The 24,716-nt window shown below is 69.7% G+C and carries 20 protein-coding genes and 1 rRNA gene; 12 read left to right on the forward strand and 9 right to left on the reverse strand.

All coding sequences use genetic code 11. From position 1 onward, the window contains the following. The 3 genes from rrf to ACYVDG_RS28460 all read left to right on the forward strand — a co-directional run. Positions 1-89, forward strand: a 5S ribosomal RNA gene (rrf, locus tag ACYVDG_RS28450); the annotation flags it as partial. 154 nt (positions 90-243) lie between these two features. Next, a complete protein-coding gene (locus ACYVDG_RS28455) occupies positions 244-876 on the forward strand; it encodes a class I SAM-dependent methyltransferase (RefSeq protein ID WP_460760963.1) in 633 nt (210 codons plus the stop codon). 630 nt (positions 877-1,506) lie between these two features. Continuing rightward, positions 1,507-4,563 (forward strand): transglycosylase domain-containing protein, encoded by a 3,057-nt coding sequence (locus tag ACYVDG_RS28460; RefSeq protein ID WP_460760967.1) that lies wholly within the window; start codon positions 1,507-1,509, stop codon positions 4,561-4,563. Positions 4,564-4,632: 69 nt separating this feature from the next. Here the strand turns inward: ACYVDG_RS28460 and ACYVDG_RS28465 are convergent, their stop codons facing one another. The 4 genes from ACYVDG_RS28465 to ACYVDG_RS28480 form a co-directional block, all read right to left on the reverse strand. Then, a complete protein-coding gene (locus ACYVDG_RS28465) occupies positions 4,633-5,721 on the reverse strand; it encodes a glucosidase family protein (protein ID WP_460760971.1) in 1,089 nt (362 codons plus the stop codon). Then, entirely contained in the window at positions 5,721-6,449 is a 729-nt protein-coding gene (locus ACYVDG_RS28470; RefSeq protein ID WP_460761114.1) for a class I SAM-dependent methyltransferase, read from the reverse strand. Before ACYVDG_RS28470 ends, ACYVDG_RS28465 begins: the two co-directional genes overlap by 1 nt. 53 nt (positions 6,450-6,502) lie before the next feature. Further along, complete coding sequence (locus ACYVDG_RS28475) at positions 6,503-7,861, reverse strand: glycosyltransferase family 4 protein (protein WP_460760975.1); 1,359 nt, start codon at positions 7,859-7,861, stop codon at positions 6,503-6,505. Between the two features lie 190 nt (positions 7,862-8,051). Continuing rightward, positions 8,052-9,065 (reverse strand): MBL fold metallo-hydrolase, encoded by a 1,014-nt coding sequence (locus ACYVDG_RS28480; RefSeq protein ID WP_460760980.1) that lies wholly within the window; start codon positions 9,063-9,065, stop codon positions 8,052-8,054. 365 nt (positions 9,066-9,430) lie between these two features. On the opposite strand from ACYVDG_RS28480, the gene ACYVDG_RS28485 reads away from it, so the two are divergent. Beyond that, positions 9,431-10,057, forward strand: a complete 627-nt coding sequence (locus ACYVDG_RS28485) for a TetR family transcriptional regulator (RefSeq protein WP_460760983.1) — start codon at positions 9,431-9,433, stop codon at positions 10,055-10,057. Between the two features lie 28 nt (positions 10,058-10,085). Here ACYVDG_RS28485 and ACYVDG_RS28490 read toward each other — a convergent pair whose 3' ends face one another. From ACYVDG_RS28490 to nadA, 3 genes are all read right to left on the reverse strand, one after another. After that, on the reverse strand, positions 10,086-11,600 hold the full coding sequence (locus ACYVDG_RS28490) for an RNA polymerase sigma factor (RefSeq protein WP_460760988.1): 1,515 nt from the start codon (positions 11,598-11,600) through the stop codon (positions 10,086-10,088). Between the two features lie 108 nt (positions 11,601-11,708). Next, the gene (tnpB, locus tag ACYVDG_RS28495) at positions 11,709-13,271 is read right to left on the reverse strand and encodes an IS607 family element RNA-guided endonuclease TnpB (protein WP_460760991.1); all 1,563 of its coding nucleotides are present in this window, start codon (positions 13,269-13,271) and stop codon (positions 11,709-11,711) included. Between the two features lie 282 nt (positions 13,272-13,553). Beyond that, complete coding sequence (nadA, locus tag ACYVDG_RS28500; protein WP_460760994.1) at positions 13,554-14,552, reverse strand: quinolinate synthase NadA; 999 nt, start codon at positions 14,550-14,552, stop codon at positions 13,554-13,556. 169 nt (positions 14,553-14,721) lie between these two features. Here nadA and ACYVDG_RS28505 point away from each other — a divergent pair, with 169 nt between their 5' ends. The 6 genes from ACYVDG_RS28505 (at position 14,722) to ACYVDG_RS28530 (ending at position 20,074) form a co-directional block, all read left to right on the forward strand. Further along, positions 14,722-15,453, forward strand: a complete 732-nt coding sequence (locus tag ACYVDG_RS28505) for an NUDIX hydrolase (protein WP_460760997.1) — start codon at positions 14,722-14,724, stop codon at positions 15,451-15,453. Between the two features lie 67 nt (positions 15,454-15,520). Next, positions 15,521-16,198, forward strand: coding sequence for an HAD family hydrolase (locus ACYVDG_RS28510; protein ID WP_460761002.1), 678 nt, complete (start codon positions 15,521-15,523; stop codon positions 16,196-16,198). Positions 16,199-16,428: 230 nt separating this feature from the next. Further along, positions 16,429-17,544 (forward strand): ABC transporter ATP-binding protein, encoded by a 1,116-nt coding sequence (locus ACYVDG_RS28515; protein WP_460761008.1) that lies wholly within the window; start codon positions 16,429-16,431, stop codon positions 17,542-17,544. Continuing rightward, positions 17,541-18,425, forward strand: coding sequence for an ABC transporter permease (locus ACYVDG_RS28520; RefSeq protein WP_460761013.1), 885 nt, complete (start codon positions 17,541-17,543; stop codon positions 18,423-18,425). The genes ACYVDG_RS28515 and ACYVDG_RS28520 overlap by 4 nt, the downstream gene beginning before the upstream one ends. Continuing rightward, complete coding sequence (locus tag ACYVDG_RS28525) at positions 18,422-19,102, forward strand: ABC transporter permease (protein ID WP_460761018.1); 681 nt, start codon at positions 18,422-18,424, stop codon at positions 19,100-19,102. The genes ACYVDG_RS28520 and ACYVDG_RS28525 overlap by 4 nt, the downstream gene beginning before the upstream one ends. A 60-nt stretch (positions 19,103-19,162) precedes the next feature. Next, complete coding sequence (locus tag ACYVDG_RS28530) at positions 19,163-20,074, forward strand: ABC transporter substrate-binding protein (RefSeq protein WP_460761022.1); 912 nt, start codon at positions 19,163-19,165, stop codon at positions 20,072-20,074. A 141-nt stretch (positions 20,075-20,215) separates the two neighbouring features. Here ACYVDG_RS28530 and ACYVDG_RS28535 read toward each other — a convergent pair whose 3' ends face one another. Together ACYVDG_RS28535 and sppA are read right to left on the reverse strand one after the other, a co-directional pair. After that, positions 20,216-20,680 carry a flavin reductase family protein gene (locus ACYVDG_RS28535; RefSeq protein WP_460761118.1) on the reverse strand — a complete coding sequence of 155 codons (465 nt, stop codon included), beginning with the start codon at positions 20,678-20,680 and terminating at the stop codon, positions 20,216-20,218. A 29-nt stretch (positions 20,681-20,709) separates the two neighbouring features. Next, complete coding sequence (gene sppA / locus ACYVDG_RS28540; protein ID WP_460761026.1) at positions 20,710-22,431, reverse strand: signal peptide peptidase SppA; 1,722 nt, start codon at positions 22,429-22,431, stop codon at positions 20,710-20,712. Positions 22,432-22,551: 120 nt separating this feature from the next. On the opposite strand from sppA, the gene ACYVDG_RS28545 reads away from it, so the two are divergent. Next, positions 22,552-23,244: a hypothetical protein gene (locus ACYVDG_RS28545; RefSeq protein WP_460761029.1), complete on the forward strand. Its 693-nt coding sequence runs from the start codon at positions 22,552-22,554 to the stop codon at positions 23,242-23,244. 131 nt (positions 23,245-23,375) lie between these two features. Continuing rightward, positions 23,376-24,713 (forward strand): M16 family metallopeptidase, encoded by a 1,338-nt coding sequence (locus ACYVDG_RS28550; protein ID WP_460761032.1) that lies wholly within the window; start codon positions 23,376-23,378, stop codon positions 24,711-24,713. Positions 24,714-24,716: the final 3 nt, after the last annotated feature.

Below are 24,716 nucleotides of genomic sequence, written 5' to 3' on the forward strand. Positions count from 1 at the left end.
CTCGGTCTCATTCCGAACCCGGTCGTTAAGTCTCCTTGCGCTGATGGTACTGCCCTGTGGTGGGGTGGGAGAGTAGGTCGCTGCCACGGTTTTTCTTTGGGGGGGTTGTTCCTGCGGGGGCAACCCCCTTTTTTTGTGGGCTTGTGAACATGTGAATTGAAGGAAATCTGCTGGGTTCGCACGCGGACTCTGCGATCCCGGGGTGCTGGTGGGTGCTTTATTGGCGGATGGCAGAATTCTGCTATGACGAAGAAGATTCCCGGTGAGTTGTTGTCCGCTGCTGAAGCGGCGAAGGGCTTCATGCCTACGGATGAAGGGCTGGCCCTTTACGAGACTGCGTTGGAGTATGCCGACCATGGTCCGATTGTGGAGATCGGGACCTATTGCGGTAAGTCGACCGTGTTCCTGGGTGCTGCTGCGCGGGTGACGGGGGCCAAGGTGATGACGGTGGATCACCATCGGGGGTCGGAGGAGCACCAGGAGGGCTGGGAGTACCACGACGCTTCGCTTGTTGACCCGGTTACTGGGAAGTTCGACACCCTTCCGCACTTCAGGCGCACGATGACCGAGGCGGGTTTGGACGATGTGGTCATCGCGATCGCGGGTGCGTCGGTCGATGTCGCTGCTGTCTGGGGTGCAGAGCTCGGGATGCTCTTCATCGACGGCGGCCACAGTGAGGCGGCTGCGCAGAACGACTATGCGGGCTGGACGCCGCATGTCGCCGTAGGGGGTGCGCTGGTGATCCATGACGTGTTCCCCAACCCGGAGGACGGAGGGCGTCCGCCGTACAACATCTACTGCCGGGCGCTCGACTCCGGGAGGTTCAGGGAGGTCCGCGTGGTCGGTTCTATGCGGGTTCTAGAGCGGGTCGCCTGACGTAGGGTTTTCGGCGCCGGAGCCGATGCGCCCGACGAATACGTACCTTCGGTGATCGTTCCCGCACACTGCCGAAATGTGAGCTACCCAACATGAGGGTAACGACACCTCTTCGGAAGGTAAGCCTTCGGTAAGAAGTGATCGTGCGGTTACAGATTCGGCCTTGACGCGGTTACGTGCGGGTATCGTGGCGGTGAGGGTGGAGCGATGGTGGCGATTTCCCCGAAATACCGCTTCAGTCCTGACTCGAACTGAACCAATCAGGGGCACCCGCGCGTCAAACACCAGGACGGCACGGTGCCGGACGTGATTTGCCATGGGGGCGGGGAGCTGAGCGAGAGCACATACGGCGGTGGCGGGACGGATGGACAGCGTCCCGACTCGGACACGCCGGAGACGAACGACACCTCTGCTGAGGAGCTGTCCAGTCAAGCGAAGCCCCAGGGTGATGACGAACCCACCTCTAGTGAGGAACGGCCCGACGGGGCAACCCCAGCGGAGGACGCTGACTCCGGTGACCAACCCGAACCGGAGTTCCTTCCTGGGGCGATCACTTTCAAGACAAGCGGTACGTTTTTCCGTGACCGTGTGGCGGAAACCCTTGCGTCACAGGGCTTCGAACCCGGTGATGTGAGTTCCGCGGACTCGGGCGACCAGGGGGACCAGGCCGCTGAGCCTGAGGAGAGCGCGAGTGACCCGGAGGAAGGTTCTGAGGGCGCGCAGACGGCTGCTGAAGCGGTCACCGAGGAGGCTTCCGAGCCTTCGCCGGACGTGACCGGGGAAGCCGAAACTGAGACGGCCTCGGCTGGCGCGGACGACGAAACGGTGCCCGAAGAGGGCGTAGCTGGGGAGGCCGGGGATGAGGCCCCGGCTACTGAGGCGATGCCGCTTGTCGGCGATTCCGCTGAGCAGGACAGCAGCCAGGAGGCCCCAGCCGAAACGGTGACCGAGGAGGCCCCGGCGGAAGCTGCTGAAGAGGCGGTGTCCGAGGTGGCTGCTGAGCCTGAGGGTGCGGGGGATGAGGCCCCGGCTACTGAGGCGATGCCGCTTGTCGGCGATTCCGCTGAGCAGGACAGCAGCCAGGAGGCCCCAGCCGAAACGGTGACCGAACCCGTTTCGGGGGAGGGACCGGTCACTGAGAGCGAGGCTGACTCCGGGGGAGACCCCGAGGCAGTGGCTGCTGCGGCTGCTGTTGCAGATGTGGCCGATGGCGGTCCCGAGACTGATGCCGGTCCCGAGACTGAGGCTTTGCACCCTGAGGACGATGGCAGGGCTGATGAGGCCATGCCCGCTCCCGGGGCCGGGGCGGTCCCCTTTGCTGCTCCGCCTCCGGAAGGCGAGGGCAAGGCTGCGGAGCCGGAGGGGGCAGGTAAGTCCCCTGAGTCGCCGGAGGGGGCAAGCCAAGCCGCTGAGTCGGATGCTTCCATGTGGCCCGAGCCCCAGCGGTTGTCCGACTACGTCTCAGAGCAGCCCGAAGGGGAGGAAGCGGGCGCCGCTGCCGCTGCTGCTGGCGGTACCGCTGCTGCTGCTGGCGGTGCCGCAGCTGCCGGGGGGCCTGCTGGCCCCAAGGGGTCCAAAAAGAAGAAGCAGAGCAAGAAGAAGCCGCTGTGGCGGCGGATCCTGACGGTTTCCCTGATCGTCACCGGCCTGCTCTTCATCGCGGGCGTCGGCGGGTTCGCGTTCCTCTATGCCACCGTCGAGGTCCCGGACGCTGCCAAGGCTGACGCGGTCGAGCAGGGTTCGACCTTCTACTTCGCGGACGGCGAGACCGAGTTCGCCTACCGGGGTACGGACCGCGACGTCATCGACTACGACGAGATGGTCGCGGGCGGCGACCACGTCGTGGAGGCGGTCATCTCCGCCGAGGACCGCGGATTCTGGACGGAGCCCGGGGTCTCGGTGAGCGGTACCGCACGCGCTGTGTGGTCCACGATCACCGGTGAACAGGTCCAGGGCGGTTCGACCGTCACCCAGCAGATGGTGCGCAACTACTACGAGGGCGTCTCTCTCGACCAGACCGTGGCCCGCAAGATCCAGGAGATCATCATCTCCATCAAGGTGGACCAGAGCGAGGACAAGGAGTGGGTGATGGAGCAGTACCTCAACACCATCTACTTCGGTCGCATGTCCTACGGTGTCCAGGCCGCGGCGCAGGCGTACTACCACAAGGACGTCGACGAGCTCGAGGCCGAGGAGGCCGCCTTCCTGGCCGCCGCGATCCAGCAGCCGACCCGGTTCGGGCAGGCTGACGTGGAGACCACCCCGGCGATGGAGAACCGCTGGGAGTACGTCGTCGACGGCATGGTGACGACGGGGGCGATCACCCAGGCCGAGGCCGACGAGATGGAGTTCCCTGCCCCTGAGCCGGACCGTCCGATGGACGGCGCCGACATCAGTGGTTACAAGGGCTACATGCTCCAGGAAGCCATGAGCGAGCTGGAGGACCTCGGGTACACCGAGGACCACATCAACCGCCAGGGCTTCAAGGTCGTCACCACCTTCGACGAGGACATGATGGACGCCGCCTACGAGGCGGTGGAGGAGATGGTCTCGCCGGAGGAAGTGCCCGAGGGCGTCAACCTCGGCCTGACCACGGTCGACCCCTCTACCGGGGAGGTCCTCGCCTTCTACGGCGGGCACGACTACGTGGAGAACCAGTACGACAGCGCCTTCCGCGGTGCCGCGCAGGCCGGTTCGGCGTTCAAGCCCTATGTGCTGGCCACCGCCTTGGAACAGGGCTACGGCCTCAACTCCAGGGTGGACGGCACCGGTCCGCGGGACGTGGGGGGCTCCCGGGTGCAGAACGCCGACAACGACCCGGGCAGCGTCATGACGCTCACTCAGGCCACGACGGTCTCCAACAACCTCGGTTTCGTGGAGCTGGCCCAGGAGGTCGGGTTCGAGGAGATCCGCGACACCGCCTACGACGTGGGCCTGCCCCAAGGCAGTATCGGCGACGACCAGCTGGTCCCGGTCATGCCGCTGGGCGCCACGAGCGTCCGCCCGGTCGACCAGGCCAGCGGGTTCGGTACGTTCGCCAACGGCGGCGTCCACATGGAGGCGCACGTCATCAAGGAGATCGTCAACACGGACGGTGAGAACGAGCGGCCGGAGATCGAGGGACAGCGCGCCCTCGAGGAGTCGACCGCCGCGGACGTCACCTACGCCATGGAGCAGGCGGTCAACAGCGGCACCGGTACCGCGGCGCGGCTGTACGACCACCCGGTCGCCGGTAAGACCGGCACCACCGACGGCAGTGTGGCTGCCTGGTTCGCCGGGTACACACCGCAGCTGTCCACGGCAGTCGGTGTCTACAGCGGTAACAACGAGAGCTTCAGCATCCCGGGGCACAACATCTCCGGTGGCGGCCTGCCCGCTTCGCTGTGGAACTCGTACATGAGCCGCGCGATGGACGGCTACGAGCGCGAGTCGTTCCCCGGGCCGGAGTTCGACGGGACCACGGAGAACTGGGCGCCGGAGCCTGCCGCAGAGGAGCCGCAGGAGCCTCAGGACCCCGTGGACAACGGCCAGCCCGAAGAGCCCGTGGAGCCGGTCGAGCCGGAGGAGCCGGTGGAGCCCGAGGACCCGGAGGAGCCGGTCGAGCCGGAGGAGCCGGTGGAGCCCGAGGACCCGGAGGATCCCGGGATCCCCGAGGCCCCGCCGAGCCGCAACGGTGACAACGGCTAGGGCGTAGTGAGAGAGGGCCCCGGTACCGAGGTGAAATGCTCGGTGCCGGGGCCCTTGCTCTGCCGGGGGTCAGACGCCTACGGGTTCCTGTTCCCAGGTGTGCAGGAACACCCGGGAACCGTCCGTGGTCCGGGTGAGCGCGTCCACGGCCAGGATGATCGCGGCCGACGTCCAGGTACTGCGCTCCACCGGCCAGCGCACCTGCTCGGCGAACTGGTAGCCGGTCCAGTAGACGCCGTCGTCGGCGTCGCGCAGGTGCTGGACCTCGCGCAGGATCCGCACAGCCGTCTCCGTGTCGCCCATGGAGACCAGGGCCATGACCAGTTCCGAGGACTCCGCCGCGGTGACCCAGGGCTGGTCGCTCACGCAGCGCACGCCCAGGCCGGGCATCACGAAGGTGTCCCAGCGTTCGGCGATCCGGGCCTTGGCCCTCTCGTCCCGCACGGCACCGCCGAGTACCGGGTAGAACCAGTCCATCGAGAATCGGGAGCGGTCGGCGAACAGCCCCTCGTCCTCGTTGATGAGGTCGGCCAGGGTGTCCGCGGCGGCCGACCACTGGGGCCGCTCACGGCCCAGCCGCGAGGCCAGGGCGGCGCCGCAGCGCAGCGCGTGGTGCACGCTCGCGCACACGGTCAGCAGTGCGTGGTCGCCCGGAGAGCCGTCCTCGTCGCGGGCCCACAGGATCTCTCCGCGCGTGCCGCGCAGGGCGAGCACGAATTCCAGGCCGCCCTCGACCACCGGCCACATGCGCTCGGCGAACTCGGTGTCGCCGGTGGTGAGGAGGTGGTGGAAGAGGCCCACCGCCGGGTAGGCGGCGTGGTTGGCCTCGCGCAGCTCCGTGGCGGCCGATCCCTGGCGGAACTTGGCGGGCCAGCCGCCGTCCGCGTGACGGCTGCCGTCGAGCCACAGGTAGGCGCGCCGGGCCGCTTCGGCGTGCTCGGGGACGAGGAGGCCGGTAACGGTCAGGGCCATGGCGCACTCCACGTGGTCCCACACGTCGGTGTGGCCGCCGGGGAACCACGGGATCGACCCGTCGGGCTCCTGGCTGGTCGCGAGGTAGTCCGCGGACCGGTAGAGCTGGTCAGCGCTCAGAACGCCGGGCAGGTGGAGTGCGTCGGGGTCGGAGGTCGTCGGCACGGGACGGTGCGCGGCGGCCATCAGGAGTCCGTGTCGAGGTGCGGTTTGCGTACGTACACGATGACGCTCTTGCCGATGACCGGGTTGAGCAGCCGCTCCGCGACCCGGGTCACCTTCGGAGCCTGGAGCATGTCCCACACCAGCAGCTCGTGGTAGGCCTTGGCCATCGGGTGGTCGTCGTTGTCGGTGCCCACCGCGCACTTGATCCACCAGTACGGCGCGTGCAGCGCGTGTGCGTGGTGGTGCGGGCCGATCGCGAACCCGGTGGCCTTGAGCTTGGCCTCCAGCTCGGCGCGCGTGTAGATGCGGATGTGGCCGCCCTCGTTGGTGTGGTAATCCTCCGAGAGGGCCCAGCAGAGGCGCTCGGGCAGGAAGCTGGGCACGGTCACGGCCGCGATACCCCCGGGCCTCAGGACCCGGTAGAGCTCCTTCATGGCGGCCGTGTCGTGGGGCAGGTGCTCGAAGATCTCGGCGGCGACGACACGGTCGAAGCTGTTGTCGTCGAAGGGCATGTCGAGGGCGTCGCCCTTGACGGTCTCGGCCTTGGCGGACTCGGGGGCCTCGCCCTCCTGGGCCATGGCCGCGAACATGGTCTCGACCTCGGCGAGGTCGCTCACGTTCTGGTCGAAGGCCACGACGTCGGCGCCCCGACGGTAGATCTCGAAGGCGTGGCGGCCGCCGCCGCAACCGAGGTCGAGAACACGGTGGCCCGGGCCGACGGGAAACAGGTTGAAGTCGACGGTGATCAGTGGAGGCTCCCTAAGGATGGTGCTGCGGGTCGTGGTGTGCGCGGCCTGCCGGGTCAGGCACCGTTCGCGCGGGCCCGCGCGGGCGCGGGTCGGTGTTGTTCGTCGCCGGCACCGGCACCGGCCCCCGTGACGGCCTTGATGGTGGAGGCGTAGCGCTGAGCGGTCAACTCGGCCACGGCCCTCCAGGTGAAGCGCTCCTGGACACGGCGCCAGGCCGCGGCGCTCATGCGCTCGCGCTCGGCGTCGTCGTCGAACAGGGAGGTGAGTTCGGCGGCCAGCAGTTCAGGGTCGCCGGGCGTGATCAGGCGCCCGGCGTCGCCGTCGGTACCAACGACTTCGGGCAGGGCTCCCGCGTGGCTGGCGACCAACGGGGTGCCGCAGGCCATGGCCTCCACGGCGGGGAGGGAGAAACCCTCGTAGAAGGACGGGACGACCGCGACCTGTGCGCTGGAGATGAGTTCGCCCAACTCCTGGTCGCCGATGCCGCTGACGAACTCCACCCGGTCGCGCAGGTTCAGTTCGTCGACGAGCTGGTCGGTGGGGCCACCCGGTTTGGGTTTGCTGACGATGGTCAGGGTGACGTCGCGTTCGGTGGCCAGCTTGGCGGCAGCGCGCAGCAGGATGGCCACGCCCTTGAGCGGGCTGTCGGCGCTGGCGGTGCACACGATGCGGCCCGGGACGCGCTCCACTTCGGGGCGGGGGTGGAAGTAGCGGGTGTCGACCCCGAGCGGGGTGACCTCCATCGCGTGGGGGTCGACGCCGAACTCCTGGGCGATGTCGTCCGCCGAGGACTGGGAGGGCACCAGGATCGGGTTGAGTCTGCGGGCCACCTTGGCCTGCATCTTGACGAACCCGTACCAGCGGCGCTTGGAGAGCTTCTGGAAGCCCTTGGCCTCTTCGAGTTCGATGCGGCGGTCCACGCTGATGGGGTGGTGGATGGTGGTGACCAGGGGGATGCCCGCGGATCTGATGCCGAGGAGGCCCCAGCCGAGGGTCTGGTTGTCGTGGACGACGTCGAACTCGCCCAGGCGGCGGCGCAGTTCGCGGTTGGCCCGCAGGGAGTAGGTGAGGGGTTCGGGGAAGCCGGCGGTCCACATGGTGGCGACTTCGAGGACGTCGATCCAGTCGCGCCACTGGCGTACCGGCGGCGCCTTGAACGGGTTGACGTCGTTGTAGAGGTCGAGGGAGGGGAGCTTCTCCAGGGTGACGCCCTCGTCGAGTACGGGGTAGGGCTGTCCGGAGAAGACGGTGACCTCGTGCCCGAGTGCGGCCAGTTCGCGTGACAGGTGGCGTACGTAGACGCCCTGTCCACCGACGTGCTGCTTGCTTCGGTACGACAGGAGGGCGACGCGCAGAGGGCGGTCGCCGGATGGCCGTGGGGTCGGTCCCGTGCTTGTGCCCGACTGGGTCAAGAGTCCACCTCTTCGTTGGGTCGTGCCCGGTCGCCGCCGTGTACCGCCAAGGTGCAGGCGGAGCGAAGGGCGTCGTCCGAAGGGCGAGTGGGGTCGCCGGTGGGACGGTGGGCGCCCCCATATGTTACTCGTGAGTTCAATCAGGGTCGGCGCCGGGCTGCCGGTACAGGGGATCCTATTCGGGGTCGCGCTACCCGGCGACGCTGGCCCAACGGGGCAGGTCCGGCGAGTCGTTCCGCCTGACCACGCCGCGCTCCTCGAGCAGGCGCAGGTGCGCCGCGGTCTCGGAGGCGGCCATGTGCCGGGCCAACAGGCGCATGTTCTCCCAGGGGCGGCGCCACTCCAGGCGCGACGTGAGCTCCCACAGGGTAGTGGGCCCCTGGGAGACCAGGTGGGCCATGGACTCCAGGCGCTCCTCGTGGTGCTCGATGATCGCGTCGGTGCGCGCGGCGAGGTTGGAGAAGCGCTTCTCGTGTGAGGGAAGGCATAGCATGCGATCGGCCTCGGGCATGCGTGCCGTCCGGGCCTGGGAGGCGAGGAAGTCCCCGAGGGGGTCGCCTTCGGTGGAGTCGATCGGGAACTGGCCCACGTGAGGTGTGATGCGGGGCAGGACGTGGTCGCCGGTGAAGAGGAAGTCGCGCTCGGCGAGGTGCAGGCACAGGTGGCCAGGGGTGTGGCCGGGGGTCCATACGGCGCGCAGGTCCAGGCCCGGGACCTCGACGCGCTCGCCGTCCCCGAGCGGGAGATCGGGAAGCGCGGGGGACTGGAAGGCGTTGGGGGAGCTTCGGAGTTCCTCGATGTCCTCGTCGGGGAAGCCCGCGCGGGTCATCTGGTCGAGGACAGAGGCGCCCCGCTCGTCGTCGCTGCGTTCGGACAGCCGCCGGAGGACGTCGATGTCGGAGGGGTGCATCGCGACCCAGGCGTCCGAGGCCTCGCGCAGGCGGCCGGTGAGTCCGGAGTGGTCGGGGTGGAAGTGGGTGAGGACGGCGCCCTGGACCTCGCCGACGCTGTGCCCGGTCTGTTTGAGGCCGCTGACCAGTGCGTCCCACGAGTCGTCGTGGTTCCATCCGGTGTCGACGAGGACCGGGCCGCCCGGCGCGGAGATGACGTAGACGTAGGTGAACCCGATCGGGTTGCCGGGGACGGGCACGGGGACGCTCCACAGTCCCCCGCCTAGGTCTTCTACTGGCGGTACTTCTCGCATCCTGGGCGACCTCTCCGCTGGAAACCGAATCTGGTTCGATTCTAGGGAAGGGGTCCGCGTGGGCGGAGGGCGGAGGGTCTCCTGTCGCGGAAGAGTGGTCTGTACCTTCTTCGCCAGGTAAAATAGAACATATTCTACAAAGGCGGGAAGGCCGACCTGAAAGCTTGGGCCAAGGACTCGTATTGCCTTTGCTACGTCGGGCAATGAGGTGTGGATCATGGGTTCGAAGCGCTGCACGGGAGGGAAGCCGTTAGATAACGTGTTCTCGCAAGGCCGGTTGTCAGGGTAAGACCGGCCCGGAGAGCTGGCCCTCGGTCAGACGCGCAGTGTAGGCGCGCGGACCGGTGACGAATGGGAGAGACCCTGTGGCGGTGCAGGCACCGATCGGAACGATGACGAGGAGTCAGACCCAACGTCGTCGACGCATCGTCCAGACCGCGGCCGCGCTGGCCGTGCGCGGTGGCGTCGAGGCCATGCAGATGCGTTCGGTCGCCGAACGCGCCGGAGTCGCGCTCGGGACGCTCTACCGCTACTTCCCCTCGAAGATGGACCTCGTCGTTGCCGTGGTCACCGAGGAACTCGACCTCCTGGAAAGCGGCATCGTCCGCCGTCCCCCCACCGCAGAAACCGCGGCGGGGCGCGCCGTGGACGTGCTGCTCCGCGCCACCCGCGGCCTCATGCGCGAGCCCGAGCTCGCCGACGCCCTCGTACGGTCCCTCATCATGGCCGAGGTCAAGTTCGAGCTCGACGTGCGCATCAGCGATCTGGTGTGGCGGGTGGCCACCGGCAACCTCGAGGCAGCGGACACCACCGCGGCCGACAGCGGGGTCGACGACGACGTGGACCGGGACAGCACCGGCTACGTCCTGATCGGCTCGCTCACCAGCGTGTGGACCTTCGAACTGGTGGAGGTGCTCAAGGGCCGCCGCGACGTCGACGAGGTCGAGCGCCGCCTGCAGATCGCCGCCGAGCGCCTGCTCGCCTCTTTCTGACGCCTGCTCGTTTCCGTCCGCCCCGGACTCAGCCGCCGCCTGTCAGCAACCCCAGCAGTCCGCTGAGCAGTCCTCCCGAACCCTCATCGGGATTCTCGCCCTCGGGCTCGTCCCCGGGGGCTTCGTCGTCCTCGGGATCCTGGCCTCCGCCGTCGTCGGGAGGACTGCCGGGCCCCGAGGGCTCGGGCGGTTCCGGCGCGGCACTCGGCTGCCCCTCCGGTTCCTCTTCCGTGCCCTCTTGGGATTCGTTGTCGGTCGGCTCGGCCTCGGGCTGCGGTGTGCCGGGCTCCTCAGGCGCCGCGTCCTCCCGCTCCGCCTCCTCTTCCACGGACCCGCCGGAACTCGAGGCCGTGGTCGGTTCGGCCCCCGGCTTGCCGTCGGAGGCCGTCGAAGCGGCCTCCACCTCGGACATGCCCGGGCGCTGCCCTGTGTCGGCGGGGCCCGCGTCGATCACGGTGGAGGGGTCGCCCACAGCGCTCGCCCACCACCACAGGCCGACCGCGACCACGACCGTGGCAAGCCCGGAGACCGCGGGCAGGGGCCAGCGCCGCCGCTCGGGCCCGGTGACCTCGTCGAGGGGGTCGTGGTCCGGTGCCGGCAGCGGCGAGCGCGCGTCGTCGTGCACGGGATGGTCGGCGCTGGTCACCCGGTCCCCGGGCAGGGCGCGGGGGAGCGGGACGTCATCGCTGCCGTTCCCCGCGGGCACCTCGGCCACCGGGGCCGTGAGCGGGCGTGCGCGGTGGATCGGATAACCGTCGGAGGTGAGGGGACGCATGTCCGCGGCGATCCGCGAGCGGTCCTCGGCCGCTTCGGGCGCGGTGCAGGTGTGCAGGACCCGGGCGCGCAGGCCGGGCGGGGGCCCGGGCGGCCGGAGCAGGGCCAGCGCGGAGGAGACCTGCTGCACCTGGGTGCGCCAGACGGCACCGGGGAATTCCTCCTCGGGGACGTCGGGGTCATCCTCGGGAGCATCGGTATCGCCGGAGCCCTCGGCATCGCCGGGGTCGCGGGTCTCGTGGGAGGAGCCGGGGCCGCCGGGGCGGTCGGGTCCGCTCGCCGGTATGTCCTCGATCCCCTCTGCGGCTCGGCGGATCGCGGAGCGGGACAGCTCAGCGCAGATCCGTGGGTCCAGGCCCAGGACCCGGGACACGGCAGAGGCGGGCAGGGCGTGCCGCAGGTTGAGTTCGACCAGTTCGCGGTGGCTCGCGGGCAACCTGGAGAACATGCGCGCGACCGGGGTCTCCTCGGGCACGGTGGCCAGGCGCGTGTAGGGGCAGGTCTGCGCGAAGCCGCGGCGCTGACAGGCGGCGCGGACGAGGGCGTAGAGCCAGGGACCCCGGTCGGCGGGATCGGCGCGCTCGGAGTCGAGCCCGACCCCGGCCACCAGTGCTTCGTGCACCGCGTCGGTGACCGGGTCGTCGTCCATGCCGGGGGAACCGCCGCCCAGCAGAGACCACGCGTACCGGTACAGCGGCTGCGCGAAGGCGTCGTGGACCGCCTCGACGGTGCCGACTGCCGGTACGTCTGTTTCGTTGCCTCTGGTCACGATTCTCCCCCCACTTCTGTGGCGACGCTAGCGGGAGGAGGCCGATGGCGTGGGTGAATCGATCAGCTGTGGCCTGAAGGTAAGACTTCTGTTACCGGTGCTGATGTCTTAAGCAAACATCAGCATCCCGTGCATTTCTGCACGAAAGGTCCGTGACGGTGTCACCACAACCGGGGTTGGGTGTCCTGACGACGGTGCCGGAGCTTCTTTCCGCCTGTGCGGTCTTGCGCCACCAGCCCGCCCCGCACCCGCCGAACGGCGGGTGCGGGTGGTGCGGGTCTTACGGTCGGCTCCACGGGCCTTCAGAGCCCTCGCTCCCCGGTCTCCGGCCACTCCGGTACCGGTACTGCCCACCTGCGCCGCCAGGGCGGCGAGGTTGCGTGCTGCGTTCACATCCCGGTCCAACACCAGGGGACATGCGTCGCAGTCGAACACCCGGACGTGCAGCGGCAACTTGGCTTTCGTCGCCCCGCACCCCGAGCAGGTCTTACTACTGGCGAACCACCGGTCGGCCACCACCAGGCGCCCGCCATTCCAGGTGGTCTTGTAGTCCAGCTGGCGGCGGATCTGCCCGAACCCCGCATCCGCGATACGGCGGGCCAGACGCCGGTTCATGACCATCCCGGCCACATTGAGGTCCTCCACCACCAGAGTGCCGTACTCGCCCGCCAGCGAGCTGGTCAGGTGGTGCAGCGCGTTGGTGCGCACATTCGCCACCCGGTGGTGCACCTTGTTGCGGGCCTGGTTGGCCTTGACCCACCGCTTGGAGGGAGGGCGCCCGGTGCGCCGGTCCGGGCCCTGGCGACGCGACACCGACCGCGAGGCCCGGCGCAGCTCCTGCAGTGCCCCCTCCAGGTGGCGGGGGTTGGCCACGTGCCACACCCCACCGTCGGAGTCGGCGACCACCGCCAGGGACTTGACCCCCAGGTCCACCCCGGCCACCCCCTCCGGCCGGGCCGGAGTGGTGGGGGCGCGTTCGATCTCGACCTGGAAGGCCACCTGCCACCGGCCCCGCCGGTGCGAAACGGTGGCCGAGAGGATGCGCGCGGTCCCGTTGGTCAGGCGGCGGTGGAGTTTGCGGGTGGACTCATGGGTACGCACCCGCCCCACCACCGGCAACGTGACATGACGACGGGTGTCCTCACACCGGATTACCCCGGTGGTGAAGCGGCAGGACAGGGGCGCCCGGTGCTTGGACTTGGGCCGCGGCACCCCCACCCTCGGACCTTTGCGATCGCCCCGCTTGGCGGCGGCATAGGCATCGAAGCCGGCCGCCGCGTTCGCTAGGCCGGTGTTGTAGGCCTCCTTGGAGTTATCCGCCCACCAGGACGCGAACCGGGGATCCTCCCTCTTGTTGGCGTTGAAGGCCCGCCGCAGGGCGGGCAGCGACCAGGACCGCCACGGGGTGCGCTCAGACTCAGCAACCCCGTAGGAGGCCTCGGCATTGCGTTGGTCCCAGGTGGCCAGGACGTGGTTGCGGGCCCAGTTGAAGGCCGTCCGGGCCCCTCCGCAGTGCGAGCGCAGCCGCTGCTCGGTCTCGGACCCCGGGTCCAGAGCGAAGACGTAGGCCTGGACCGCGTGCCCGGGGCGGGGCTGGAACCCCCGCTTCTTCTTCGGCTTCTTCTTGCCTTCCGATTGCTGTTCGGCTTGGTGTGGGGCGGTCTCGGCCACGGGTCCCACCTCCTCTCCCGGTGTCTCGTTCACACGTTCGAGAAAGACGTTAGCGGGACGGGCGGGCCCGTGTGGGGAGAATCGGCGAACTCCCCTGATTTTTTCTCCGGCGCGAACCGGTCCGAGTGCCTGGCTCTTCAACGGTGGCCTGCGGCCGTAGTGCTGTGTGTTGACAAGAGTGGATGGTTGCTGAGGGAACACGGAACAGCTCACAACCCCAAGGGCGAGGGGCGGGGCCCGGACCAGTGCCCCGCCCCGCCCCGGCGGACCGGTGCCCGAGGGCTACTCGCCGCCCCTGGAGGGCTGCCCGATCTCGACCATGCGCTCGACGGAGCGGCGGGCGCGCTCCGTGGTCTCGGCGTCGACCGTGATCTCGCTCGTGCCGTGGCGGAGCGAGTTCAGCAGCTTGTCGGCGTCGATCATCTTCATGTAGTGGCACTCGGCCCGTGAATTGACCGCCTCGAACTCCGTTGTGGAGTTCGCGTTGCGCAGCTGGTGCAGCATGCCGGTCTCTGTGGCGATGAGCACCTTCGGGGCGTTGGTGTTCTCGGCGGCGGTCAGCATGCCGCCGGTGGAGAGCACCTTGACCCGGTCCTCGGGCACCGCGCCGCTGCCGACCAGGTAGAGGGCGGAGGTGGCGCAGCCGCACTCGGGGTGCACGTACACCTCGGCGTCGGGCTCGGAGTCCACGCGCTCACGCAGAGTGTGGCCGTCGATCCCGGCGTGGACGTGGCACTCGCCCATCCAGATGTGGATGTTCTCGCGGCCGGTGACCCGCTTGACGTGGGCGCCCAGGAACTGGTCGGGAAGGAACAGGATCTCCCTGTCCTCGGGGATGGAGCGGATGACGTCCGCGGCGTTGGAGGACGTGCAGCAGATGTCGGTCTCGGCCTTCACCGCGGCGGTGGTGTTGACGTAGGCGACGACGACCGCGCCGGGGTGCTCGGCCTTCCAGGCGCGCACGTCCGCGGCGGTGATGGTGTCGGCGAGCGAGCACCCGGCGTTGGGGTCGGGCAGCAGGATGGTCTTCTCGGGCGCGAGGATCTTGGCGGTCTCGGCCATGAAGTGCACCCCGCAGAAGACGATGGTGCTGGCGTCGACGCTCGCCGCGAGTCGGGACAGGGCGAGGGAGTCGCCGGTGTGGTGGGCGACGTCCTGGATTTCCGGGCGCTGGTAGTTGTGCGCGAGGATGACAGCGTCGCGCTCCTCCGCCAAGCGGTGGACCTCGGCGGCCCATTCCTGCCTGGTCATGGTGTCTGCCGTAGCGGTGACCGATGCCATGTCCTACTACTTCCTTGAGGCTGTGGGCACGTCGTACGGGCGCCGTGCCGAGGGAGGTCAGTGCGGGAGTCCAAGTTTTTGTCTATCAGGCACAAACCTGATGAAGCTTAACATGGCGTGGAACGGAAGGGACAGGGTGGATATCCCGGAGGCAAACGGACAGGCCGCGATGGCTGAAGCGAGCGCGCCCCCCGAGGCCGGTGCGGGCGGCGGGGGCGGGGGAGCCGTGCTGTCGGCACACGAGGCGCTCGCGGTCGTCCTGCAGATCCGCGGCGGAGAGCTGTGCGTGCTGCTCTGGCGGCGTGCCCTGCCGCCCTGCGAGGGGGAGTGGGCCCTGCCCGGCGGCCGCCTCGGAGCCGACGAGAACTTGGGTGCCTCGATCCGCCGCCAGCTCGCCCAGAAGGTCGACGTCCGCGACCTGAGCTACATGGAGCAGCTGGAAACGCGCAGCGACCCCGGGCGCGACCCCCAGCGGCGCACTCTCGCCACCGCCTACCTGGGGCTGGTGCCGGCCCACATCGACCCGGTGGTCCCCGAGGACACCGGGTGGCACCCCGCCGCCGCCCTGCCCCCGATGGCCTTCGACCACGCTTCCATCGTCCGGTCCGGTCGGCGCCGCCTCCGCTCGAAGCTGAGCTACACCAACGTCGGCTTTGCGCTGGCGCCGCCCGAGTTCACCATGTCGGAGCTGTCGGCCCACTACCGGGCCGCGCTCGGGCACGACGTGGCCGCCACCAACCTGCGCCGGGTCCTGCTGCGGCGCGGTCAGATCGAGGAGACGGGCCGCTCGGTGCCCTCCGGGCGCTCCGGGGGGCGGCCGGCCGCGCTGTTCCGCTTCCGCGCGCGGGAGATGGAGGTCACCGACGCCTTCGCGGTGCTGCGCCCGCCCGAGCGGGGGTAGGGCGGGCGCGGTCCGGGCCGCGCGGGGGAGCGGGTTCCGACGGGGCCGCTGTGTACACTCCCTAACCGTGGCAATTCGTACTGTGGTGTTCGACGTCGGCGAGACGCTGATCGACGAGACGCGTATCTTCGCGCGCTGGGCGGACCGTTTCGGGATCCCGCACATGGCGTTCTTCGGCACCATCGGGGGCGTGATCGCTTCCGGCGGCACCCTCACCGACGGGTTCAGGCTGCTCGTGCCAGGTTTCGACCTCGAGGCCGAGAGCGCCCGCTGGCGTGCCGAAGACCCCGAGGGCGTGCGCGAGCACTTCGACGAGCGCGACCTCTACCCCGACGTGCGCCCCGCGTTCACCGACATGCGCGCTTCCGGGCTGTCCCTGGTCATCGCCGGGAACCAGCCGCCCGAGGCCGGGCCGACCCTGGCCGCCATGGAGCTGGGCGTCGACGGCATCGGGATCTCCGACGACTGGGGCGTGCAGAAACCCCAGCCGGTTTTCTTCGACCGGGTTGTGGACCTGGCTTCGCGGACCCGCCCCGGCATCACCGCGGAGGAAATCCTCTACGTGGGTGACCGCACCGACAACGATGTCCTGCCCGCCCGCCGCGCGGGGATGGCCACCGTCCTGCTACGCCGGGGCATCTACGGTTACCGGCACTCGGCCACGCCCGACGCCAAGGCCGCCGACGTGGTGGTGGACGACCTCCACCAGCTCGCCGACTGGGTCGCCACCCGAGCCGCGGGCTGAACCGGCCCCCGCCCCCGTGGATGGTCGGCCCGGGTACTCGACTTCCGTCATATCCCACCCTTAAGGTAGGGAAACTCTGGAAAGGGTGTGATGCGGCCGTGGGCGCGTCGCATCCGGTTTGCCCGGGCCGTACTCGGGTAGCGTCGCAACGGCCTTAGGTCGGTCCGTTCCGCACTCCGTGCCAACCAGGCCGCTCCACTCCACCACCAGCCCCCGCCTTTGGAGACCCGATGATCACGTTCGAGGGCGCGACCAAGGTCTATCCCGACGGCACCGTCGCCGTCGACCACCTTGACCTGACCGTCGAGACCGGTGCGACCACGGTGTTCGTGGGTCCCTCGGGCAGCGGTAAGACCACCTCCCTGCGGATGATCAACCGCATGGTGGAGCTCTCCGAGGGACAGATCCGGATGGACGGTACGGACGTCCGCGACCAGAACCCGGCCCAGTTGCGCCGTTCCATCGGTTACGTCATCCAGCAGGCCGGTCTGTTTCCCCACCGGACCGTGCTGCACAACATCGCCACGGTCCCCCTGCTCCTCGGCTGGCGCCGCTCCAAGGCCCGCGCCCGCGCGAACGAGCTCCTAGAGCTGGTCGGCCTCGACTCGGCCCAGGCCAAGCGCTACCCGCACCAGCTCTCCGGGGGCCAGCAGCAGCGGGTCGGTGTGGCCCGCGCCCTAGCCGCCGACCCGCCCGTCCTCCTCATGGACGAGCCCTTCAGCGCTGTCGACCCGGTGGTGCGCACCAGCCTCCAGGACGAGCTCCTCCGGCTGCAGAACGAACTGCACAAGACCGTCGTGTTCGTCACCCACGACATCGACGAGGCCGTACGCCTGGGCGACCGGATCGCCGTGTTCCGCCCCGGCGGGGCGCTCGCCCAGTACGACACCCCCGAGCGCCTGCTGGCCCAACCGGTCGACGAGTTCGTCGAGGCCTTCGTCGGCTACGACCGGGGCGTGCGCCGCCTCTCGTTCTTTCCCGCACGTGAGCTCTCGCTGCGCCAGGACGTGGTCTTCGACGGCGAGGACCGGGTCGAACGGGCCCGTGACGCCGTCCTGGGCGAGGGCGAACCGTGGGCGCTCGTGGTGGACGGCCGCCGCGCGCCCATGGGCTGGGTCAGTGCCGAACAGCTCGCCAGGGAACCGTCGGGGGTCTGCCTCGGGGACCTGGCACTCGCCCCCTACGGGCACACCTTCGACGTCGCGGTCGACTCCCTCCGGGCCGCACTGGACGCGGCCGTGCTCTCCCCGGCGGGACGGGCTGTCGGCGTGGACGACGACGGCGGTGTCGTCGGGGTGGTGTCCCAAACGGACCTGGGCGCGGCGATCTGGTCGGTGTCCGAGTGAGCGCCGCCGACGGCTCCGGGGGAGCACCCGCCCTGGAGTGGCTACTGAGGATCGTCGACTGGGCCGTCACCAACTGGAGCTACCCCGGTGAGCCCGACCGCGGGATCCTGCCCCGGCTCACCGAGCACATGCGTCTCGCGTACCTGTCGATCCTCATCGGGCTGGTCCTCGCGCTGCCCTTGGGGCTTCTGTGCGTGCGCTTCCGGACCTTCTACCCGCCCGTGCTCACGGGTGTGAACGTGCTCTACGCGGTGCCCTCGATCGCCCTGTTCTTCCTGATGCTGCCCTACACCGGGTTCAGCGACTGGACGGCGATCGTGCCGCTCGCCCTCTACACCTTGGTGATCCTCCTGCCCAACGTGGTGGACGGCCTGCGGCAGGTCCCCGAACACGTGCGCCAGGCCGCCGTGGCCATGGGTTTCGGTCCGCTGCGCCGCTTGGTGTTCGTGGAGATGCCGGTGGCGGTCCCGGTGATCATCGCCGGGCTGCGGGTGGCGTCGGTCGCCACCATCAGCATGGTCAGCGTCGCCTCCCTGGTGGGCCTGGGCGGGCTGGGCCAGCTCATCGTCAGCGAAGGGTTCCGCCGCCAGTTCGACGCACCCATCGTCGTGGGCATCGTCCTGTCCGTGCTGCTCGCCCTGGCCACCGACGCCGTCCTCGTCTTCGCCCAGCGCCTGCTCACCCCCTGGGCCCACACCGAGTCCCGGCGCGCCGCCCGTAAGCGGAGGGCGGCCCGGGCCAGAGCCACCGCTGCCGAGGGGGCCGCCCCCGCGGCCGCCCAAGCCGGAAGGGCCGCACCACCCGCTGGGGGAGCCGCACCACCCAGTGGGGACGCGGCGCCGCACTCAGGGGACGCCGCCGACCACCGGGAGACGCCGTGAACATCCTGACCATGCTGGTCGAGTGGTTCGCCGACCCGGCCCAGTGGACCGGCCCCGCCGGTATCCCCACCCGGCTCGCGGAGCACGCCTACTACTCCCTGATCGGGCTGCTGCTGTCCACGGCGATCGCCGTCCCGGTGGGCCTGCTGACGGGGCATACCGGAGTGGGCGGGTTCCTGACCACCAGCCTCGCCAACTTCGCCCGTGCGCTACCGACCATCGGGGTGCTGTTCCTCATCGTGCTGCTGGCCGGCATCGGTCTCGTCCCGGTGGTGAGCGCCCTGGTCGCCTTGGCCGTCCCGCCCATCCTCGTCAACACCCATGAGGGGGTCAGGGGCGTCGACCCCCGGCTGAGAGACGCCGCCCTAGGCATGGGCATGCGCGGCCGGGAGGTCCTCTTCAAACTGGAGCTGCCGATGGCGGTGCCCCTCATCCTCATCGGGATGCGCACCGCAGCGGTTCAGGTCGTGGCCACCGCCACCATCGCCGCCTATGTCGGGGTCGGCGGCCTGGGCCGCTACATCGTCGACGGGCAGGCCCGCCAGGACCTGGCGATGCTGTTGGGCGGCTCCGTGCTCGTGGTGGCACTGGCCGTGCTCACCACGCTCCTGTTCGCCGGACTGCGACGCCTGCTCGTCGCACCCGGACTGCGTGCCGAGGCCGCTGCGGCGCGCTGAGCGGTATGGCCCCGGTCGACGACCAGGGGGCGACGGCTTCTCAACGTTAGGAAAACGAATATGGACAAGAGGCTCACCCTGATCGGGATCCCCCTGGCGGCCGCACTGTTGACCGCGTGCGGCGGTAGCGACCCCTTCGAGGAGGGGGCGGACGGCGACGGCGAAGCCGCGGACGGGGCCGTCGTGGTCGGATCGGCCGACTTCCCCGAGAGCGCGCTGCTCGCCGAGCTCTACGGCCGGGCCATGGAAGCCGAGGGCGTGGAGGTCGAGTACCAGCTCAACATCGGCAGCCGGGAGGTGTACTACGACCAGATCGAGTCCGGTGCGCTCTCGGTCTTCCCCGAGTACAACGGCGGCATCCTGTTCTACCTCGACAGCGATGCGGTCATCGGCACGAGCGAGGAGACCAACGCCGCCATCGAGGAGGCCCTGCCCGACAACCTGGAGATCCTGGAGTCCTCCAACGCCGAGAACAAGGATTCGGTAACCGTCACACAGGAGACCGCCGACGAGTACGACCTTGCCGACATCGGGGACCTGGCCGACGTGGCCGACGACATGGCCCTGGGCGCCCCCGCCGAGTTCGAGACCCGCCCTCAGGGGGTGCCGGGACTCGAGTCGACCTATGGCGTCGAGTTCGGGGACTTCCGCTCGCTGGAGGCGGCGCTGATCGCGCAGTCACTGGCGGACGGCGACATCCAGGCCGGCAACCTGTTCACTACCGACCCGGTGATCGCGGTCGAGGACCTCGTGATCCTGGACGACCCGGAGAACCTGTTCGGGGCGCAGAACGTCACACCGCTCATCAACGGCGACCAGGTGGACGAGACCGCACGGGGGGCACTCGACACGGTGTCCGGCGCCCTGACGACCGAGGAGCTCACCGAGCTCAACGAGCGGGTCATCATCGACGACGAGAACCCCGCCGACGTCGCACAGGAGTGGTTGGAGGAACAGGGCTTGGCCTCGTAGCCGCGACGTATCTGCGACGTAGCCGCGGCAAGCACGGTGCGGGCCTCCGCCAGCCCGGCCTCCACCGGGGACGACCGCCACGGCGGGGCCCGGATCCGAACAACGATGCTGGTCGGTCCGGGCCCCGCCGTTCGCGGTTGGTCAGCCGACGGAGTGGTACCGGCCGTTCCAGCGGACCATCGCCGGGGCGGGGCTGCCCGAGCCCACCTCGGGCAGGCCGATCACGTCGGCGAAGAACACCATGTGGTCGCCGACCTCCACGCGGCGCCGCACCGAGCACTCCAGGGCGGCCAGGGCCCCGTCGAGGACGATCGCCCGGGTGCGCTCGCCGCGGTGGTGCGGTTCGCCCGACACCAGCAGCCGGGCACTCGGCCGGCCCTCGGCGGAGAACCGGCCGGCGATCGCCCGCAGGTCACCGGCGAGGACACTCACCGCGAAGGCGCCGACCTCCTCGACCACCTCAGCGACATAGCCGTCACCGGCCACGCTCAGCATCACGATCGGCGGATCCGCGGACACCGAGACGAAGGCGCTCACCGTCGCCCCGATGTCGTCGCGGCCGTCCGCGACGGTCACCACGCTCACCCCGCTCGGCAACAGCGCCATGCTCTCCAGGTAGGCGCCGCTCGGAACACTCAACGGATCTCCAGGGAGGGCATCGTCAGCGGGCCGGTCGCCGGCAGCCCCAGGTGTGCGGCCGCGTGCGCCAAGGACCCCCAGGGGTTGAGTGCCGTCTGCGGCTCGGACGAGGCCAGGTCCTCGCTGGACTCGTGCTGGCGCAGCTGGTCCAACGGGTGCGAGCGCGGGAACGCCCGCAGCGGCAGCGCGCCCTGGCCCGCCTTGGCGCGCGCCAGACGCACCGCGGTCTCGATCCCGCCGAGGTCGTCGACCAGACCCCGCTCGCGCGCGTCCGCGCCGCTCCAGATCCGCCCCTTGGCGACCTCGTGCGTCTGGTCCCAGGTCATGCCCCGGGCCGCAGCGACCTTGCCGACGAAGTCCTCGTAGACGGAGTCCAGGAGGGTGTTCACCCGCTCCCACTCGGAGTCGCTGAACCCCTCCTCGCTGTCGAACATGGCCGCGTGCGCGCCGGTCTGGACGGAGTCGGTCGTGATCCCGAAGCGCTCCTTGAGCTTGCCCAGGACCGGTTTGCCGGTGAGCACACCGATCGACCCCGTGATCGTGGCGGGCTGGGCCACGATCGAGTCCGAGCCCAGGGCCACGTAGTAGCCGCCCGAACCCGCGATGTCGCCCATCGCGGTGATGACGGGCTTGCCCGCCTTCGAGGTCAGCTCGGTCTCGCGGCGGATGGCGTCGGAGGCGATCGCGGAACCGCCGCCGCTGTCCACCCGGAACACCACCGCCTTGACCTGCGGGTCCTGTCGCGCGGCGCGGAAGGCCGCGCAGACGGTGTCCGAGCCCATCACCGTACCGCCGCCGAGCGGCGAGCGGCGGCTCCTACCCAGGTTGATGGCACCATTGGCGGAGATCAGTGCGATGTAGCCGGGGCCGCCCGCCATCTTCGGGCGGGGCGGCGGTGTGTGCTTGCGGTGGTAGCGGGAGACGAACTGCAGGGCGGGCTCGCGGCCGTCGTTCTCCGCTCTGACCTGCTCGTTCAGTTCCGTGTACACCTCGTCCCGGTACGCGAGCCGGTCCACCAAGCCCGCGTCCAGGGACTCCTGCCCCAGGACCGGTGCGCGGTCGATCAGCTCGCGTACCCGCTTCTCGGTCAGCCCGCGCCCCTTGGCCACGGCCTCGACCAGCTGGTCCGACGTGGACACGACGATGCGCTCCGAGGCCTCACGGTGCGCGTCCGTGAAGGCGGTCTCGGTGTAGACGTTGACCGCGTTCTTGTACTCGTGGCGCGCCCCGGCCTCGAAGGTGACGTCGAGCTTGTCCAGGGCGCCCTTGAGGAAGGTACTCCGCATCACCAGGCCGCTGAGCCCGACCAGTCCGGTCGGGGCGAGCACGACCTTGGCGAAGGCACTGGCCAGGTAGTACGGCAGGTTCCCGTCCCCGGCCTCACCGAAGGTGTCGGCCCAGGCGACGGTGGGCTTGCCCGTGGAACGGAAGTCCGCGACGGCGTCCCGGAGCTCCTGCACCTTGGCGATACCGAGGGACCTGGCGTCGACCCGCACGATCAAGGCGGCGACCCCGGGGTCGCGCGCGCCTCTGCGGATCCCCTCGATGATGTCGAGGTACCGCTGCTTGCGGCGGTTCATGATCTGGCTGACCGGATTGGATGGCGCTTCGTCGGCGACACCCTCCGTCAGGTCCAGCTCGAGCACCAACGGGCCTTGGCGCCGCGGGCCGAACCGGTTGAGGGACAAGGGTTCCGTGATCTTCGCGAGGTCCACCATGGCCCCAGAGTAGTCATGGAGGTTCCCCGGTGCGGCAGGTGTGTTGGGGACGCTAAGGTCAACTGTGCTCCGGTCAGTCAGTCGGGTGGTCCGGAGAACGTAGAGAAGGGCGGGCAAGCGATGGCGGGCACGACGGACAAGGTGCGGCAGCGGGCGAGGAGCGGCCGCGTGATCGCGACCGCGGCCGCGGCCGCGGCGGCGGCCCTGCTGGCCGTGGGTGCCTGCTCGGCTGAGGCGTCCGGGGAGGCCGAACTGGAGCGCGGCGAGAGCGGCATGATGCCCGCGGTCGAGCCCCCGGGTCCGGAGGGGTTCGACAGCGCCGACGTCGCCGGGATCACCATCGACACGCCCGAGGACTGGGAGATCCAGAACGAGGGCGGCGAGCTGTGCATGACGCCTCCCGGGCAGAGCGCCTGCGCCTACGGGTCGATCCAGCTGGTTCCCGAACAGGCCGCGAACCATCCCGAGGACTGGCCCAAGGAGGACGACGCCTTCTACGACGCCGACGGCTGGGCTGACAACACCGACAGCTGCCGCAGCCTCAACACCGCCGCCTCCGGCAACATCGGGGTCGACGACGCCCAGCTCACCTCCGGGCACGGCAACGTCTTCGAGCACGCGGACGGCCTCAAATCCCACCACTCGGTCTGGGACGTGACCTGCGACAACGGCGACACCTTCGAGGTGCGCATGTGGTTCCTCCCGGAGAGCGACGTGCTGCTCTACGTCTGGTCCGCCGACGCTCAGCACAGCGCCGTCTACGAAGAGATCGCCGCGTCGATGGACACCACCGCCTACCGGGCCGACTCCTAACGGCCCAACCTCCCCCGCCAGCCCCCACGGATTGCTGGAACTGAGTGTCTTCGCAGTGTGCTTAGGCCATAGAGTCGGAAACACTGAAGCGGTCAACGGAACTTGATGGGGTGCATGCGCAGGTGACCACCATGGGAACGGCTGGACGGGTCGATCAGTACACGCTGGAGAACGGGTTGCGCCTGGTGACGGCCCCGGCCTCCACAGGTCAGGTCGCCTCGGTCAACCTCTGGTACGGAGTCGGGTCCCGCCACGAGGTGCCCGGGCGCACCGGCTTCGCGCACCTGTTCGAACACTTGATGTTCCAGGGCAGCGGCAACGTCACCAAGGGCGAGCACTTCGACGTGGTCGAGCGCTTGGGCGGTGACATCAACGCTTCCACCTCGACCGACCGGACCAACTACTTCGAGACGGTCCCCACGCACGCCCTGGACGCCATCCTGTGGCTGGAGGCGGACCGCCTGTCGACGCTGCGCGAGGGCATGACCCAGGAGGTCCTGGACAACCAGCGCGACGTCGTCAAGAACGAGCGCCGCCAGCGCTACGACAACCAGCCCTACGGAACGGCCCTGGAACGCATCCTGCGCCTGGCCTACCCCGAGGGGCACCCGTACCACCACTCCACGATCGGCTCCATGGACGACCTGGACGCCGCCGACCTGGACTACGTCAAGTCGTTCCACAAGGCGCACTACGGGCCGGACAACTGCGTCCTGACCATCGTCAGCGACCTGGAGTCCGCGGACGTGCTCGCCCGGGTCGAAAAGTACTTCGGCGGCATCCCCGCCCGGGAGTCCCTCCCCGAGGTCCCCGACTCCGCGCTGCGCGCGCCGCTGGGCGGTCCGGTGCGCGACTCCGTCACCGAGACGGTCCCGGCCGCCGGCGTGTTCATCGGCTTCCGCGTCCCCTCCTACGGCGAGCGCGAGCACGACGTCGCCCACCTGGCCTCGGCCGTCCTCGGGCAGGGGCAGGGCAGCCGCCTGTACCGCTCGCTGGTCGTGGACCGGCCCATCGCCGCCGACGACGGCGGCGGCTCCGCGGACATCCTGCCGTTCCGCTACACGGACAGCCTGCTGCTGGTGAACATGCTCGCCCGTGAGGGCGTGGACGGGGACGTCCTGGAACAGGCCATCCGCGAAGAGGTCGCCAAGCTCGCCAGCGGGATCACCGACGAGGAGCTGGACCGCGCCCGCGCCGTCCTGGAGCGCGAGCACCTGCACTCCATCGCCAGCCCTTCAGGACTGGCCGACTCCATCGGCAACTGCACCCAGCTGCTCGGCGACCCCGAGCTCGCCTACACCTGGCCCAAGCGGTGGGCCGACATCACCGCGGAGGAGGTCCGGGTCACCGCCGAGCGCCTGCTCGTCGACGGCAACATGCTCGTCGTCCGCTTCGACCCCGAGGCCGCCACCGAGGCTGAGACGCTCGAGGTGGAAGCCGAGGCGGACGCCGCGGCCAACCAGGCCTAGCCA

The organism is Nocardiopsis oceani (genome assembly GCF_054777395.1).